The 13,380-nt window shown below is 71.7% G+C and carries 12 protein-coding genes; 8 read left to right on the top strand and 4 right to left on the bottom strand.

Annotated elements, in window-relative coordinates; all coding sequences use genetic code 11:
- The first annotated feature begins 12 nt into the window (after positions 1-12).
- From ACZ6I1_RS04655 to ACZ6I1_RS04640, 4 genes are all read left to right on the top strand, one after another.
- The gene (locus tag ACZ6I1_RS04655) at positions 13-930 is read left to right on the top strand and encodes a F0F1 ATP synthase subunit gamma (RefSeq protein ID WP_469283041.1); all 918 of its coding nucleotides are present in this window, start codon (positions 13-15) and stop codon (positions 928-930) included.
- Positions 930-2,372, top strand: a complete 1,443-nt coding sequence (atpD, locus tag ACZ6I1_RS04650) for a F0F1 ATP synthase subunit beta (RefSeq protein WP_136224964.1) — start codon at positions 930-932, stop codon at positions 2,370-2,372. Before ACZ6I1_RS04655 ends, atpD begins: the two co-directional genes overlap by 1 nt.
- Before the next feature lie 165 nt (positions 2,373-2,537).
- Positions 2,538-2,909, top strand: a complete 372-nt coding sequence (locus ACZ6I1_RS04645; RefSeq protein WP_030008701.1) for a F0F1 ATP synthase subunit epsilon — start codon at positions 2,538-2,540, stop codon at positions 2,907-2,909.
- A gap of 164 nt (positions 2,910-3,073) precedes the next feature.
- Positions 3,074-3,520 (top strand): DUF2550 domain-containing protein, encoded by a 447-nt coding sequence (locus tag ACZ6I1_RS04640; protein WP_257554150.1) that lies wholly within the window; start codon positions 3,074-3,076, stop codon positions 3,518-3,520.
- Positions 3,521-3,659: 139 nt separating this feature from the next.
- Here ACZ6I1_RS04640 and ACZ6I1_RS04635 read toward each other — a convergent pair whose 3' ends face one another.
- From ACZ6I1_RS04635 to ACZ6I1_RS04625, 3 genes are all read right to left on the bottom strand, one after another.
- Positions 3,660-5,558, bottom strand: coding sequence for a glycosyl hydrolase family 18 protein (locus ACZ6I1_RS04635; RefSeq protein WP_469283039.1), 1,899 nt, complete (start codon positions 5,556-5,558; stop codon positions 3,660-3,662).
- 151 nt (positions 5,559-5,709) lie between these two features.
- The gene (locus ACZ6I1_RS04630; RefSeq protein ID WP_469283037.1) at positions 5,710-6,363 is read right to left on the bottom strand and encodes a response regulator; all 654 of its coding nucleotides are present in this window, start codon (positions 6,361-6,363) and stop codon (positions 5,710-5,712) included.
- A 96-nt stretch (positions 6,364-6,459) separates the two neighbouring features.
- Positions 6,460-7,650 carry a sensor histidine kinase gene (locus ACZ6I1_RS04625; protein ID WP_469283036.1) on the bottom strand — a complete coding sequence of 397 codons (1,191 nt, stop codon included), beginning with the start codon at positions 7,648-7,650 and terminating at the stop codon, positions 6,460-6,462.
- A gap of 165 nt (positions 7,651-7,815) precedes the next feature.
- On the opposite strand from ACZ6I1_RS04625, the gene ACZ6I1_RS04620 reads away from it, so the two are divergent.
- Positions 7,816-8,361: a hypothetical protein gene (locus ACZ6I1_RS04620; protein ID WP_469283034.1), complete on the top strand. Its 546-nt coding sequence runs from the start codon at positions 7,816-7,818 to the stop codon at positions 8,359-8,361.
- Between the two features lie 16 nt (positions 8,362-8,377).
- Here ACZ6I1_RS04620 and ACZ6I1_RS04615 read toward each other — a convergent pair whose 3' ends face one another.
- Positions 8,378-8,950 (bottom strand): cob(I)yrinic acid a,c-diamide adenosyltransferase, encoded by a 573-nt coding sequence (locus ACZ6I1_RS04615; protein WP_469283032.1) that lies wholly within the window; start codon positions 8,948-8,950, stop codon positions 8,378-8,380.
- Between the two features lie 194 nt (positions 8,951-9,144).
- Here ACZ6I1_RS04615 and ACZ6I1_RS04610 point away from each other — a divergent pair, with 194 nt between their 5' ends.
- The 3 genes from ACZ6I1_RS04610 to ACZ6I1_RS04600 all read left to right on the top strand — a co-directional run bounded on the left by ACZ6I1_RS04610 (position 9,145) and on the right by ACZ6I1_RS04600 (position 13,356).
- Positions 9,145-9,993, top strand: coding sequence for a 3-hydroxyacyl-CoA dehydrogenase family protein (locus tag ACZ6I1_RS04610; protein WP_469283031.1), 849 nt, complete (start codon positions 9,145-9,147; stop codon positions 9,991-9,993).
- A 193-nt stretch (positions 9,994-10,186) separates the two neighbouring features.
- On the top strand, positions 10,187-10,510 hold the full coding sequence (locus tag ACZ6I1_RS04605; RefSeq protein WP_215148886.1) for an STAS domain-containing protein: 324 nt from the start codon (positions 10,187-10,189) through the stop codon (positions 10,508-10,510).
- A gap of 182 nt (positions 10,511-10,692) precedes the next feature.
- Complete coding sequence (locus ACZ6I1_RS04600; protein WP_469283028.1) at positions 10,693-13,356, top strand: P-loop NTPase family protein; 2,664 nt, start codon at positions 10,693-10,695, stop codon at positions 13,354-13,356.
- Positions 13,357-13,380: the final 24 nt, after the last annotated feature.

The raw sequence follows: 13,380 nt of genomic DNA, 5'->3' as shown, positions 1-13,380 counted from the left end.
GGGACCTGACTCATGGGAGCGCAGCTCCGGGTCTACAAGCGTCGCATCCGTGCCGTCACGGCGACCAAGAAGATCACCAAGGCGATGGAGATGATCGCCGCCTCGCGCATCGTCAAGGCGCAGCGCAAGGTGGCGGCATCGATGCCGTACGCGACCGAGCTCACCCGTGCGGTGACCGCGGTGGCGACCGGTTCGAACACCAAGCACGCCCTGACCACCGAGGTCGAGACGCCGACCCGCGCCGCGGTCCTGCTCATCACGAGCGACCGCGGTCTGGCCGGCGGCTACTCCTCGAACGCCATCAAGCAGGCGGAGCGGCTCACCGAGCGGCTGCGCGCTGAGGGCAAGGACGTCGATGCCTACATCGTCGGCCGCAAGGGTGTCGCCTACTACGGCTTCCGCGAGCGCAAGATCGCGGAGTCGTGGACGGGCTTCACCGACAGCCCGGCTTACGCCGATGCCAAGCGCGTCGCCGCGCCGCTGATCGAGGCCATCCAGAAGGAAACGGCCGAGGGCGGCGTCGACGAGCTGCACATCGTCTACACGGAATTCGTGTCGATGATGACGCAGAACGCGGTGGACGGCCGGATGCTGCCGCTCAGCCTCGACCAGGCTGCGGAGGAGAGCGGTACGAAGGGCGAGATCCTTCCGCTGTTCGACTTCGAGCCGTCGGCGGAGGACGTCCTCGACGCCCTGCTGCCGCGCTACGTCGAGAGCCGCATCTACAACGCACTGCTGCAGTCGGCCGCTTCCGAGCACGCCGCCCGCCGCCGCGCGATGAAGTCGGCGACCGACAACGCCGGAGACCTCATCAAGAGCCTCTCCCGGCTTGCCAACGCGGCCCGCCAGGCCGAAATCACCCAGGAAATCAGCGAGATCGTCGGTGGCGCGAGCGCCATGGCCGACGCGACCGCGGGGAGTGACAAGTAATGACGACCACTGTTGAGACGGCCGCCGCCACGGGCCGCGTCGCCCGGGTCATCGGCCCGGTCGTCGACGTGGAGTTCCCCGTCGACGCGATGCCCGAGATCTACAACGCCCTCAAGGTCCAGGTCGCCGACCCGGCCGAGGACGGCAAGCTCAAGACCCTGACCCTCGAGGTCGCGCAGCACCTGGGTGACGGCCTCGTCCGTACCATCTCGATGCAGCCGACCGACGGCCTGGTCCGCCAGGCCCCGGTGACCGACACGGGCGAAGGCATCACCGTCCCCGTCGGTGACTTCACCAAGGGCAAGGTCTTCAACACCCTGGGTGAGGTGCTCAACTACCCCGAGGCGAACGCCGAGGTCACCGAGCGCTGGCCCATCCACCGCAAGGCCCCGAGCTTCGACGAGCTCGAGTCCAAGACGGAGATGTTCGAGACCGGCGTCAAGGTCATCGACCTTCTCACCCCGTACGTCAAGGGTGGAAAGATCGGTCTGTTCGGTGGTGCCGGTGTCGGCAAGACCGTTCTGATCCAGGAAATGATCTACCGCGTCGCCAACAACCACGACGGTGTGTCGGTCTTCGCGGGCGTCGGTGAGCGTACCCGTGAGGGCAACGACCTCATCGAGGAGATGGGCGACTCGGGCGTCATCGACAAGACCGCCCTTGTCTTCGGCCAGATGGACGAGCCCCCGGGCACCCGTCTGCGCGTCGCGCTCGCCGGTCTGACCATGGCGGAGTACTTCCGCGATGTTCAGAAGCAGGACGTGCTGTTCTTCATCGACAACATCTTCCGGTACACCCAGGCGGGTTCCGAGGTGTCGACCCTGCTCGGCCGTATGCCCTCCGCGGTGGGTTACCAGCCGAACCTGGCCGACGAGATGGGTCTCCTCCAGGAGCGCATCACCTCGACCCGTGGTCACTCGATCACCTCGATGCAGGCGATCTACGTCCCCGCGGACGACCTGACCGACCCGGCGCCGGCGACCACCTTCGCCCACCTCGACGCGACGACGGTTCTCTCCCGTCCGATCTCCGAGAAGGGCATCTACCCGGCCGTGGACCCGCTGGACTCGACGTCCCGCATCCTCGACCCGCGGTACATCGCGGCGGACCACTACGCGGCCGCCATGCGTGTCAAGGGGATCCTGCAGAAGTACAAGGACCTCCAGGACATCATCGCGATCCTCGGTATCGACGAGCTGGGCGAGGAGGACAAGCTCGTTGTCCACCGTGCCCGTCGCGTCGAGCGCTTCCTGTCGCAGAACACCCACGTGGCGAAGCAGTTCACCGGCGTGGACGGTTCGGACGTTCCGCTCGACGAGTCGATCACCGCGTTCAACGCGATCTGCGACGGTGACTACGACCACTTCCCCGAGCAGGCGTTCTTCATGTGCGGTGGCATCGAGGACCTGAAGGCCAACGCCAAGGAGCTGGGCGTCTCCTGATCCGGCGCGCTCCGCGAGGAGCCGCATCCGGTTCGCAGGCTCCCCGGCCACGCCGGCACGTGCCTGGACGGAGAGGGGCGGGTATGGCCCGTCCCTCTCCCCACGCCCATTAGAATTTGACCCAACACCCGGCTGACCCGCCGGGTGGTGACCCGAGGAGCCACCTTGGCTGCTGAGCTGCACGTCGAGCTGGTCGCGGCGGACCGCAATGTCTGGTCCGGCGAGGCCACCCTTGTTGTCGCCCGCACCACGTCCGGCGACATCGGCGTCATGCCCGGTCACCAGCCGCTTCTCGGTGTGCTGGAATCGGGCCCTGTGACCATCCGTACCAGTGACGGCAACACCGTCGTCGCAGCGGTGCACGGCGGATTCATCTCGTTCGCGGACAACAAGCTGTCCCTGCTGGCCGAGATCGCCGAGCTCGCGGACGAGATCGACGTCCAGCGTGCGGAGCGGGCACTGGAGCGCGCGAAGGCGGAGGCCGACGCGGCCGCCGAGCGTCGCGCGGATGTCCGGCTGCGCGCCGTAACGGGCTGAACACCCGTCGGAGTTTGAACCGCTGAGTTCCGGAGGGCGACCTCCGGGACCCGGCAAACCTCAGCCGCGGTCCATTCTGGAATTTTCCAGACCGGGTCGCGGCTGAGGCGATGCAGGTCGTTTTTTTGGCATGCGGTATTCGATGAGCGAGGAGGTCGGTGAAGATGCTCCTCGCTCTGCTTGTGAGCGGCCTGGTCGTAGCCCTGGTGGTGATCGGGCTGTTTGTCTTCGGACTGCGCCGCAGACTCATCCAGCGCTCCGGCGGCACCTTCGACTGCAGCATGCGCTGGGGGGTGCCCGAGGAGGCCGACACCTCCGGCAAGGGCTGGGTGTACGGGGTCGCCCGCTACAGCGGCGACCGGATCGAGTGGTTCCGGGTGTTCTCGTACTCCCCGCGCCCGCGCCGCCTGCTGGAGCGCTCCTCCATCGAGGTCGTCGCCCGCCGCGCCCCCGAGGGCGAGGAGGAGCTGGCGCTGCTCTCCGATGCCGTCGTGCTCGGTTGTGTCCACCGGGGGACCCGCCTGGAGCTGGCGATGAGCGAGGACGCGCTGACCGGTTTCCTGGCGTGGCTGGAGGCGGCGCCTCCAGGGCAGCGGGTCAACGTGGCCTGACCGGCCTGACCGGCCTGACCGGCCTGACCGGCCTGACCGGCCTGACCGGCCTGACCGGCCTGACCGGCCTGGCGTCTTTCGGACGTGAAGAAGCCGGGGAGATGGGGGCGGACCCGTCTCCCCGGCTTCGGTCTGTCTGCTACTGCAGCCCGGTGTGGATCGCGTTCGCCAGCTCACCGTTCGTGGTGTCGCCGCTGAACTCCCAGAAGAAGGCTCCCTTGAGCCCCTGCTGCTTGGCCCAGCTCATCTTCCCGGCGATGGTGGCCGGGGTGTCGTAGCTCCACCAGTTGCTGCCGCACTTGGCGTAGGCCGTGCCGGCGATGGTGCCGGTGGCCGGGCAGCTGTTCTTGAGCACCTTGTAGTCCTCGATGCCCTGCTCGTAGGTGCCCTGGGCCGGTCCGGTGGCCGTGCCGCCGGGCGCGGCCTGGGTGACGCCGGTCCAGCCGCGGCCGTAGAAGCCGATCCCGAGGTTGAGCTTCGAGCCGGCCACCCCCTTGGCCTTGAGCTTGGCGATGGCGTCGGCCGAGTTGAAGCCGGCCTGCGGGATGCCGCTGTAAGAGGTGAGCGGGGAGTGCGGGGCCGTCGGGCCCTGCGCCGCCCAGGCGCCGAAGAAGTCGTACGTCATGACGTTGTAGAAGTCGACGTACTGGGCGGCCCCGGCGTAGTCCGCCGCGTCGATCTTGCCGCCGTTGGAGGCGTCGGCGGTGATGGCCGCGGTGACCAGGTTGTTCGCGCCGAACTTGGCCCGGGTGGCCTGCATCAGGTTCTTGAACGCGGCCGGGCCGCTGGTGTCGCACGACAGACCGCAGGCGTTCGGGTACTCCCAGTCCAGGTCGATGCCGTCGAACACGTCGGCCCAGCGCGGGTCCTCGACCAGGTTGTAGCAGGAGTTGGCGAAGGCAGCCGGGTTGGCCGCGGCCTGCGGGAATCCGCCGGACCAGGTCCAGCCGCCGAAGGACCACAGCACCTTGATGTGGGGGTAGGCCTTCTTCAGCTTGCGCAGCTGGTTGAAGTTGCCGCGCAGCGGCTGGTCCCAGGTGTCGGCCACGCCGTCGACGCTCTGGTCGGCGGTGTAGGCCTTGTCGTAGTCGGCGTAGGCGTCACCGATGGTGCACTGGCCGTTCTGGACGTTGCCGAAGGCGTAGTTGATGTGGGTGATCTTGCTCGCCGAACCCGAGGTCACCAGGTTCTTCACGTGGTAGTTGCGGCCGTAGACGCCCCACTCGGTGAAGTAGCCGAGCTTGACCTTGCCGCCCGGATCCGGCGGGACGACCCCGCCGGCCGTGGTCACCGAGGCCGAGCCGGAGGACGGGCCGGTCTGGTCGATGGTGTCGCGGGCGGTGACGGTGTACTGGTACGTGGTGCCCTTGGTCAGGCCGGAGTCGGCGTAGCTGGTGCCCGTGACGGTCGCGATCTTGGCCCCGCCCCGGTAGACGTCGTAGTTCTTGACCCCCTTGTCGTCGGTGGCAGCCGACCAGCTCAGGGTCAGGGAGGTCTCGGTGACGTTGCCCGCGGTGGGGGTGCCGGGCGCGGTGGGGGGAGTGTCGCCCGGCTGGGTGCCGTCACAGGAAGCGCCGTTGATCTTGCAGCCGCTGGGGGAGCCGCCGCCGGTGCCGTTGAATCCGAAGCTGGCGGTGCCGCCGGGCGCGAGGGTGCCGTTCCAGCCGACGTTCTTGCCGGTCCAGTGGGTGCCGGAGCCGGTGACGGTGGCGTCCCAGGCGGAGGTGACCGAGGTGCCGGCCGGGAAGTCCCACTCGACGGTCCACGAGGTGATCGTGGTGGTGCCGGTGTTCTTCACCGTCCACTTGCCCTCGAAGCCGGTGCCCCAGTCGGAGACCTTGGTGTACGTGGCGGTCGCGGACGTGGCGGCCTGGGCGGGGCCTGCCAGCACGACGAGCCCGGTGATGGGCAGGGCGAGGGCGGCCACGACGGCCGCGACCCGCGTGAAGAACCGGGTCCGCCTGGTGCGGGGTGGGGATGCTGTGCTCAAGGGTGATCCTCCGTAGGTCCGTCGCGGTCGTGGGGCCGACGTCGACATGGGGGTGGGACCTGCGCCGCCCGTGAGCACGCTTTGTCATGGCACGCTCACCACAGTTGTTTGCGGTGAGAGTAGAAAGGTCTGGACCAACCGTCAAGAGGTCCAGACCGGTTGCATCCCGTGCGGTACGCCGGGCCGGCGACGGGCCCCGCTACAGCCCCAACTCCTGTGCCATCACGGCTGCTTGGACGCGGCTGCGGAGTTCGAGCTTGCCCAGGAGGCGGCTGACGTGCGTCTTGACCGTCGCCTCGGCCATCTCCAGGCGCACGGCGATCTCCGCGTTCGACAGACCCCCGCCGAGCGCGCTCAGCACCTCCCGCTCCCGCCGCGTCAGGGACTCCAGGGCAGCGGCCCGCTCCGGCGGAACCGTGCTGCGCACCGGACGCGGAGCCGCGAATTCCGCGATCAGGCGACGCGTCACCGCCGGGGAGATCAGGCCCTCCCCGCGCGCCACGGTCCGCACCGCCCCGATCAGCTCCGCGGCCTCCGCGTTCTTCAGCAGGAAGCCCGCCGCCCCCGCCCGCAGCGCCCCGAAGACGTACTCGTCGAGGTCGAAGGTGGTCAGCACCAGGACGTCGGCCAGCCCCTCCGCGACCACCTGGCGGGTCGCCGACACCCCGTCCAGCCTCGGCATCTGCACGTCCATGAGGACGAGGTCCGGCCGCAGCTCCCGGGCCAGGCGCACCGCCTCCTCCCCGTCGGCCGCCTCGCCCACCACCTCGATGCCGCCCGCACTGCCGAGGATGAGCACCAGCCCGGCCCGTACCGCGCTCTGGTCCTCCGCCACCACCACCCTGATGGTCATGCCGCCTCCACCGCCTTCCCGTATGCCCCGGCCGGTCGGTCCGGCCGGGCTCGCGCGCCCCGGCACGCACGCACGCACGTACCGGACCCCGCCCGCTCATCCGGCCTGATCGACCGGCCAGGGCGTCGCGGGCAGGGTCGCCCGCACCTGCCACAGTTCGCCGGTCCGGCCCGCCGAGAACGCCCCGCCCAGCAGTTCCGCCCGCTCCCGCATGCCGATCAGCCCGGCGCCGGAGCCCGGGGCCCGCGGGCCCGGGCGCTCCCCGTACGGGGAGTCCACCGCCACCGTCAGCTGTCCGTCGGCCCGCGCCACGCGGACCGTCACCGTGCCCGCGACGGCATGCTTGAGCGCGTTCGTCAGCGATTCCTGCACGATCCGGTACGCGGCCAGCTCCACCGGGGCCGGCACCGGATCCCCCGGCGGCCGGTCGTCGTGCAGGACGAATTCCAGCCCGCTGCCCGACCCGTTGGTACGGGCCTGTCCGAGCAGCGCGTCCAAGCTGTCCAGCGTCGGTACGGCGACCGCCTCCTGCTCCGCCCCCGCGTCCCGTAGCAGCCCGATCAGGCGGCGCATCTCGGCCAGGCCCTGGACGCTGTTCTCCCGGATCACCCCCAGCGCGTCACGGCTGGTGTCGGCCCGGTCGATGGAGAGCGCGGCGGTGGAGTGGATGGCGATGGCCGAGAGGTGGTTGGCCACCATGTCGTGCAGCTCGCGCGCCATCCGGGCGCGTTCGGCGGCGACCGCCTGGCTGCGGTCCATCTCGGCCAGCAGCGCCGTCCGCTCGGCGAGCAGCCGGGCGGCCATGGCGGCCTCGCGGTGGTTGCGCAGGGTGGCGCCGGTCAGCGCCGGGGCGAAGCTGACCAGGCCGGTGACCACGCCGATCAGCAGGGCCTCCGGGGTGCGCAACCAGGCCAGGAATCCGATGGTGACGGCCACCGTGACCAGGCCGGTGCTGACCGGGAGCCGCCGGGCCGTCGCGGGACTTCCGTAGACGACGGCCGCGTACATCAGGTCGGTGAAGATCAGGACGGTGGCGAGACTGCCCACCGTGAACTCGTTGGCCACCACGCCGACGGTGCCGACGGCCAGGGCCACCGACGGCCTGGAGCGCCGCAACAGCTCCATCCCGCTGAGGACCACGAGGGGGACCAGCGCGACCCAGGCGGGCAGGAGGTGCCGGCCGGCGCTGCTGTAGACCCCGAGCGACCACAGCACCAGGCCCGCGAGCAGGCCGATGACCGCGAGCAGGACGTCATGGCGGTGGGGGCGCAGGCTCTTCGTGGTCACGGTCCCATCCAACAGGGTGTGCGGGGCGCCGACCTCGGCGGAGAGGCCGAGTTGCCGGTACATCGAAGGATGCAGCCGCCTTTCCTCACCGGCGACGAGGAAACGGGCCGGATCGGACGGGAGGCTGTGAGGGAAGCGTCAGTCCCGAGCGGAACGGAGAGTCCTGTGATCGTCGCGCTGATCATTGCCTGTGAGGTCGGCTTCTGGGTCCTGCTGGCCGCCGGCCTCGCCCTCCGCTACCTGGCGAAGAAGCCCCGGCTGGGCGCGGCGGTCCTGCTGTGCGAGCCGCTGATGGAGCTGGTCCTGCTGGTGGTCACCACCCTCGACCTCAAGAACGGCGCCGCGCCGGACTGGAAGCACGGTCTGGCCGCCCTCTACATCGGCTACACGGTCGCCTACGGCCACTACACGATCAAGTGGCTCGACGGCCACGCCGCGCACCGGCTGGCCGGCGGACCCAAGCCGGCCGGCGCCGGATACGGCAGGGCGAGGGCCGCCCACGAGTGGCGGCTGTGGATCCGGACCGTCATCGCGGCCGCCGTCGCCCTCGGCCTCCTCCAGGCCGCGATCTGGTACGTGGGCGACGCGGGCGACGTCAGCTCGCTGAAGGCGTGGCAGTACGGGGCCCTGCGGGCGGCCGGCATCCACGCCCTGATCGCCGTCGCCTACACGGTGTGGCCGAAGAAGGCCCCCGCGGGCCAGGTCTCGTAGCCGGCGCGCCGACGGCTCAGCGCTCGCCGCCCGGCACCCACAGCACGTCCCCGAGCTCCTTGTTGGCCGTCCGGGCCAGGATGAACAGGAGGTCGGACAGGCGGTTGAGGTAGGTGGCGGTCAGCGGGTTCATCACCTCGCCGTGCACCTCCAGGGCCGCCCACGTGGAGCGCTCGGCGCGCCGCACCACCGTGCAGGCCTGGTGCAGCAGGGCGGCGCCGGGGGTGCCGCCGGGGAGGATGAAGCTGCGCAGCTTCTCCAGCTGCTCGTTGAAGACGTCGCAGTCCGCCTCGAGCTTGTCGATGTAGAACTGCTCCACGCGCAGCGGCGGGTACTGCGGGTCCTCGACCACCGGCGTGCACAGGTCCGCGCCCACGTCGAACAGGTCGTTCTGCACCCGGACCAGGACCTTCACCACCTCGGCCGGCAGGTCGCCCAGCGCGATGGCCGCCCCGATCGCCGCGTTGGCCTCGTTCGCGTCGGCGTACGCGGAGATCCGCAGGTCGGTCTTGGCCGTGCGGCTCATGTCGCCGAGCGCGGTCGTGCCCTTGTCGCCGGTACGGGTGTAGATGCGCGTGAGGTTCACCATGCCGCCAGGGTAGTCCGGGCCAACTGCGGGCATCCGCCGCACTGCTGGGCCGTACCGGTGTGATGTCCGTCATCTGAGACGTGACGCGTGTTACTTCACGGTCACACCGCACCGGCCGGGCGCTAGTCTCCGCCGGAGTGGCTACGAGACCGGGCCTTCATGAGACCGGGCCTGTTCAGAACAAGGGGTGTGCAGTGGCTGGGAAGCTTGCCGTCATCGGTGCCGGCTTGATGGGGTCCGGGATCGCTCAGGTCTCCGCTCAGGCGGGCTGGGACGTCGTCCTGCGCGATGTGACCGACGCCGCGCTGACCCGCGGCACGGACGGGATCAAGGCCTCGTACGACAAGTTCGTCTCCAAGGGCAAGCTGTCGGCCGAGGACGCCGAGGCGGCGCTCGCGCGCATCACGACCACGACCGACCTCGACGCCGCCGCCGACGTCGACATCGTGGTCGAGGCCGCCTTCGAGAAGATCGAGATCAAGCACGAGATCTTCCGTGCCCTCGACAAGATCGTCCGCGAGGACGCCATCCTCGCCTCCAACACCTCCGCCATCCCGATCACCAAGATCGCGGCCGTGACGGAGCGCCCGGAGCGGGTCGTCGGCGCGCACTTCTTCTCGCCCGTCCCGATGATGCAGCTCTGCGAGCTCGTCCGCGGCTACAAGACGAGCGACGAAACCCTCGCCGCCACCCGCGCGTTCGCCGAGTCCGTCGGCAAGACCTGCATCGTCGTCAACCGCGACGTCGCCGGCTTCGTGACGACCCGCCTGATCTCCGCGCTGGTCGTCGAGGCCGCCAAGCTGTACGAATCCGGCGTGGCCTCCGCCGAGGACATCGACATCGCGTGCAAGCTGGGCTTCGGGCACGCCATGGGCCCGCTGGCCACCGCCGACCTCACGGGCGTCGACATCCTGCTGCACGCCACCAGCAACATCTACACCGAGTCCCAGGACGAGAAGTTCGCGCCGCCGGAGCTGATGCGCCGGATGGTGGACGCCGGGGACATCGGCCGCAAGAGCGGGCAGGGCTTCTACAAGCACTGAGGCCGTCAGCCGTAGGGCCGCCAGGCCCTGCCGCCGAGCACCACTGTTCGAAAGCCATCACCCTTCCGGGTGATTTAGGTATCGGTTCGCTCACGGTCGGCAACTTCCCTGCCCGTGCGGCAGTCAGTTGCAGTGAGAGTTGCCGACCACGGACCAGTCGGACCATACGTACGCAGGACCGCCGGGAGTACACATGCACATCAGGGGCGACCACGCCGAACTCGTCGTCGGGGGTCGCCTCGACGTGCGCAGCGCGGCGGACGCCCGTACGGTCCTCCACACCGCCCTCGACGACGGCCACGGCGACCTCGTGCTCGACCTCACCGGGCTCGACTCCTGGGACGCGACCGGCCTCGGCGTGATCATGGGCGCGCACCGCAGGGCCGGCCGGACCGGACGGCGCCTGGTGCTGCGCGGAGTGCCGCCGCAGATGCAGCGGCTGCTCGTGGCCACCCGGCTGCACCGGATCCTCGCGATCGAGGGCGGGCTGGAAGCGGAGTCCCTGCCCCGGGTGTGAATGTAGCGCTCCGTTTTCCTGCGGAAACGTAACGGTCCGGTGGTGATGAGGACCCCGCGGTTCCGCGCACGACCGGCCACGGTCTAGGGTTCGGGCGGTAACCGGACCAGTAGCGACAGCGGCGTGAGCGAAGGCCGGGCGGTACGACGGCGAGGCGCACGGCGCGATCGGGGGACATGGTCATGGACCACATACAGCGGCAGGCCACTCCGGAGGAGCAGTCCGGGGGCGCGGCCGAGCTGCCCGCAGCCGCGCTGCCCGTCCCCGCCGCGCCCGGGCCCGCGCCCGTGGCGCCCGCCCGGGTGGTCACCCTCACCGCCGGTGAGTTCACGCTCACCGTCAACCCGGTCGACGGCAGCGAGATCGAGCCGCTCCGCCCCGGCACCCGCCCCGGCCGCCCCGCCAAACGCGACGCGACCGCCCGCGCCGCCCGGGACGCCGCCGCCCGGCCGCCCGTCCTGCCCGGTGCTCCCGCCACCCCGAGGCCGCTGCTGGAGCGCGAGGAGGAGCGGGAGCGCCTCGTACGGCTACTGGGCCGCGGCCGGTCCGTACGCCTGACCGGACCTTCGGGATCCGGCCGTACCTCGCTGCTCGACGCCGTCGCCGACCGGTGCGCGGGCCTCGCCCCCGACGGTGTCGTACGGCTCTCCGGCTACGGGCACCAGCAGCCCTCCGAGTTGCTCCACGCGCTGTACGCGACGGTGTACGACGCCCCGGGCCAGCGGCCCGACCGGATCGAACTCCTCGCCCGCGTACGGGACATCGGCGCCATCGTCCTCCTCGACGACCTGGAGATGGGCGGGCCCGCCCTCGACGAACTGCTGCACGCCACCCCCGAGTGCGCGTACCTGCTGGCCGCGACCCCCGAGGTCCGGTCCCCCTCCGACGACTCGCACCTCGAGGAGGTCTTCCTCGGCGGACTGGGCAAGGCCGACTGCATGGAGCTGCTGGAGACGCGGCTCGGCCGGCCGCTGACGGACCTGGAGACCGCCTGGGCGTCCGACCTGCGGTTCGCCTCCGAAGGGCTCCCGCTGCGCTTCGTACAGGCCGCCGCGCTGCTGCGGCAGCGGGACGAGCTCAACCACACCGACGAGGACGACGACCTGGAGGAGCCCGGCGTCTTCGACGAGCGCCCCCGGGACGCCGTGGAGGTGCCGCTGCCCACCCTCGCCGAGGGCGCGGCCCCCGCGGAGCTGCTGGCCTCGCGGGTCAGCGAGTCGGCGCGCGCCGCGCTGCGGATCGCGTGCGCGCTGGGCGGGGAGCTGCCGCACCCCGCGCACCTGCCGGCGCTGGTGGGGGACACCCACGCCGACTCCGCGGTGGCGGAACTCCTGGACTGCGGGCTGCTGACGCCGGTCGGCACGCGCTACCGGCTGGCCGCCGGCGTCGCCCGGCAGCTGGAGGAGGTCGGGTACGGCGACACCGCCTCCGAGGAGGCCCGTACGGCCGCCCGGCACTACGCCTGGTGGACCGGGCACTCCTCGGTGACCCCGGAGCGGGTCGCGGCCGAGGCGGACGCGGTGCTGTGCGCCCTGTCCGGTGCGGACGTGGTGGCGGCCGTGCTGCTGGCCCGGACGGCGGCCCCGGCGTTCGCGGCCTCGCTGCACTGGGAGGCGTGGGAGCGGGTGCTGCGCGCGGGCGCGGAGGCCGCGCGCAAGGCGGGGGAGGTCGCCGAGCAGGCGTACTTCCACCACGAACTCGGCGTGCTCGCCCTGTGCGAGGGACGCCTGGACCGGGCGCGGGCCGAACTGGAGACCTCGATCGGGCTGCGCGGGGCGCTGGCCGACAAGCGGGGCACCGTGGCGGGCCGCAGGGCGCTGGCGCTGGTCGTGGACCGGGAGGCGGCCGCCGAGGTGGTGGTGTCGCCGCCGCTGCGGCTGGAGCCGCCGGCCAACACCCCGGCCAACGCCCCGGCCAACAACCCGGCCATCGCCCCGACCGTCGCCCCGCCCGTCGTACCCGCGGCGCTGCCCTCGGGCCCGGCGTCGGCCGTGGCTGCCGGATCCGCCGCGGCTGCCGGTTCCGGCTCGGCCGGTGTGCCCGGTTCGGCTGCCGTGCCCGGTGTGGCTGCCGTGCCCGGTGGGGCGGCGGGGCGCGGCCCGGCTGCCCGACCCGGCTCGGGTGCAGTGCCCGGCTCGGGTGCCCCCAGGGCCACCGCAGCCCCCGGCGCCCCCGCCGTCCCCGGCGCCTCCGCCGTCCCCGCCGTCTCCTCCGAGGCCGTCACGCGGGTGGCCCCGGTGGTGCCCGTCATCCGGCGCCCGGAGGCGCCCACGACCCTCTCGGAGGTCTTCGAGGACGCCTTCCCGATGGCGCCGAAGCCGGAGCCCGCCGCCGCCCCCCGTCCCCCCGCCCCCGAACCGGGCCGCGGCGGCGCTGCCGCCCGTCGGCGCCGCGTGCTGCTGGCCGGCGCGGGCGCGCTCGGCGTGGTCGCGCTGGGCACGGTCGTGAGCCTCGCGCTGAGCTCCTCGGACACCTCGGCCCCGCCCGCGACGCAGAGTCCGGCGGTGTCGTCGACCCCGACGCGTACGGCGCCGGCGGTGGTGCCGCAGTCCAGCGGGAACGATCCTGCACCGGCGCCCTCCGACCCGGCGGCCCCGCCGGCGTCGCAGTCCACCGGGGCGCAGGAGACCGCCGGCTCGACCCCGGGCCGCACCCCGTCCCGTACGCCCTCGCGCCGCCCGCAGTCCACGCCGCCGCAGCCTCCGGCCTCCTCGCCGGTCTCGCCGCCGCCGACCTCCGCGCAGCCGTCTCCCTCGCCGACGCCGACGGAGACCGTCCAGCCGTCGCCGACGGCCACCGCGGGCACGGGTACCGGCACGGCGACGGCCACCGCCACGGGTCCCTGAACGCGAACGGCTCCGTCCCTCGGG

The organism is Streptomyces sp. NPDC046303 (assembly GCF_055588085.1).
Note: the sequence above shows the minus strand (reverse complement) of the source record. Positions and strands in the feature narration are given on the sequence as shown.

Coding starts and splice junctions, on each gene's coding strand:
- ACZ6I1_RS04655 (WP_469283041.1), top strand. CDS start 13: ATGGGAGCGCAGCTCCGGGTCTACAAGCGTCGCATCCGTGCCGTCACG.
- atpD (WP_136224964.1), top strand. CDS start 930: ATGACGACCACTGTTGAGACGGCCGCCGCCACGGGCCGCGTCGCCCGG.
- ACZ6I1_RS04640 (WP_257554150.1), top strand. CDS start 3,074: ATGCTCCTCGCTCTGCTTGTGAGCGGCCTGGTCGTAGCCCTGGTGGTG.
- ACZ6I1_RS04635 (WP_469283039.1), bottom strand. CDS start 5,558: ATGTCGACGTCGGCCCCACGACCGCGACGGACCTACGGAGGATCACCC.
- ACZ6I1_RS04630 (WP_469283037.1), bottom strand. CDS start 6,363: ATGACCATCAGGGTGGTGGTGGCGGAGGACCAGAGCGCGGTACGGGCC.
- ACZ6I1_RS04615 (WP_469283032.1), bottom strand. CDS start 8,950: ATGGTGAACCTCACGCGCATCTACACCCGTACCGGCGACAAGGGCACG.
- ACZ6I1_RS04605 (WP_215148886.1), top strand. CDS start 10,187: ATGCACATCAGGGGCGACCACGCCGAACTCGTCGTCGGGGGTCGCCTC.
- ACZ6I1_RS04600 (WP_469283028.1), top strand. CDS start 10,693: ATGGACCACATACAGCGGCAGGCCACTCCGGAGGAGCAGTCCGGGGGC.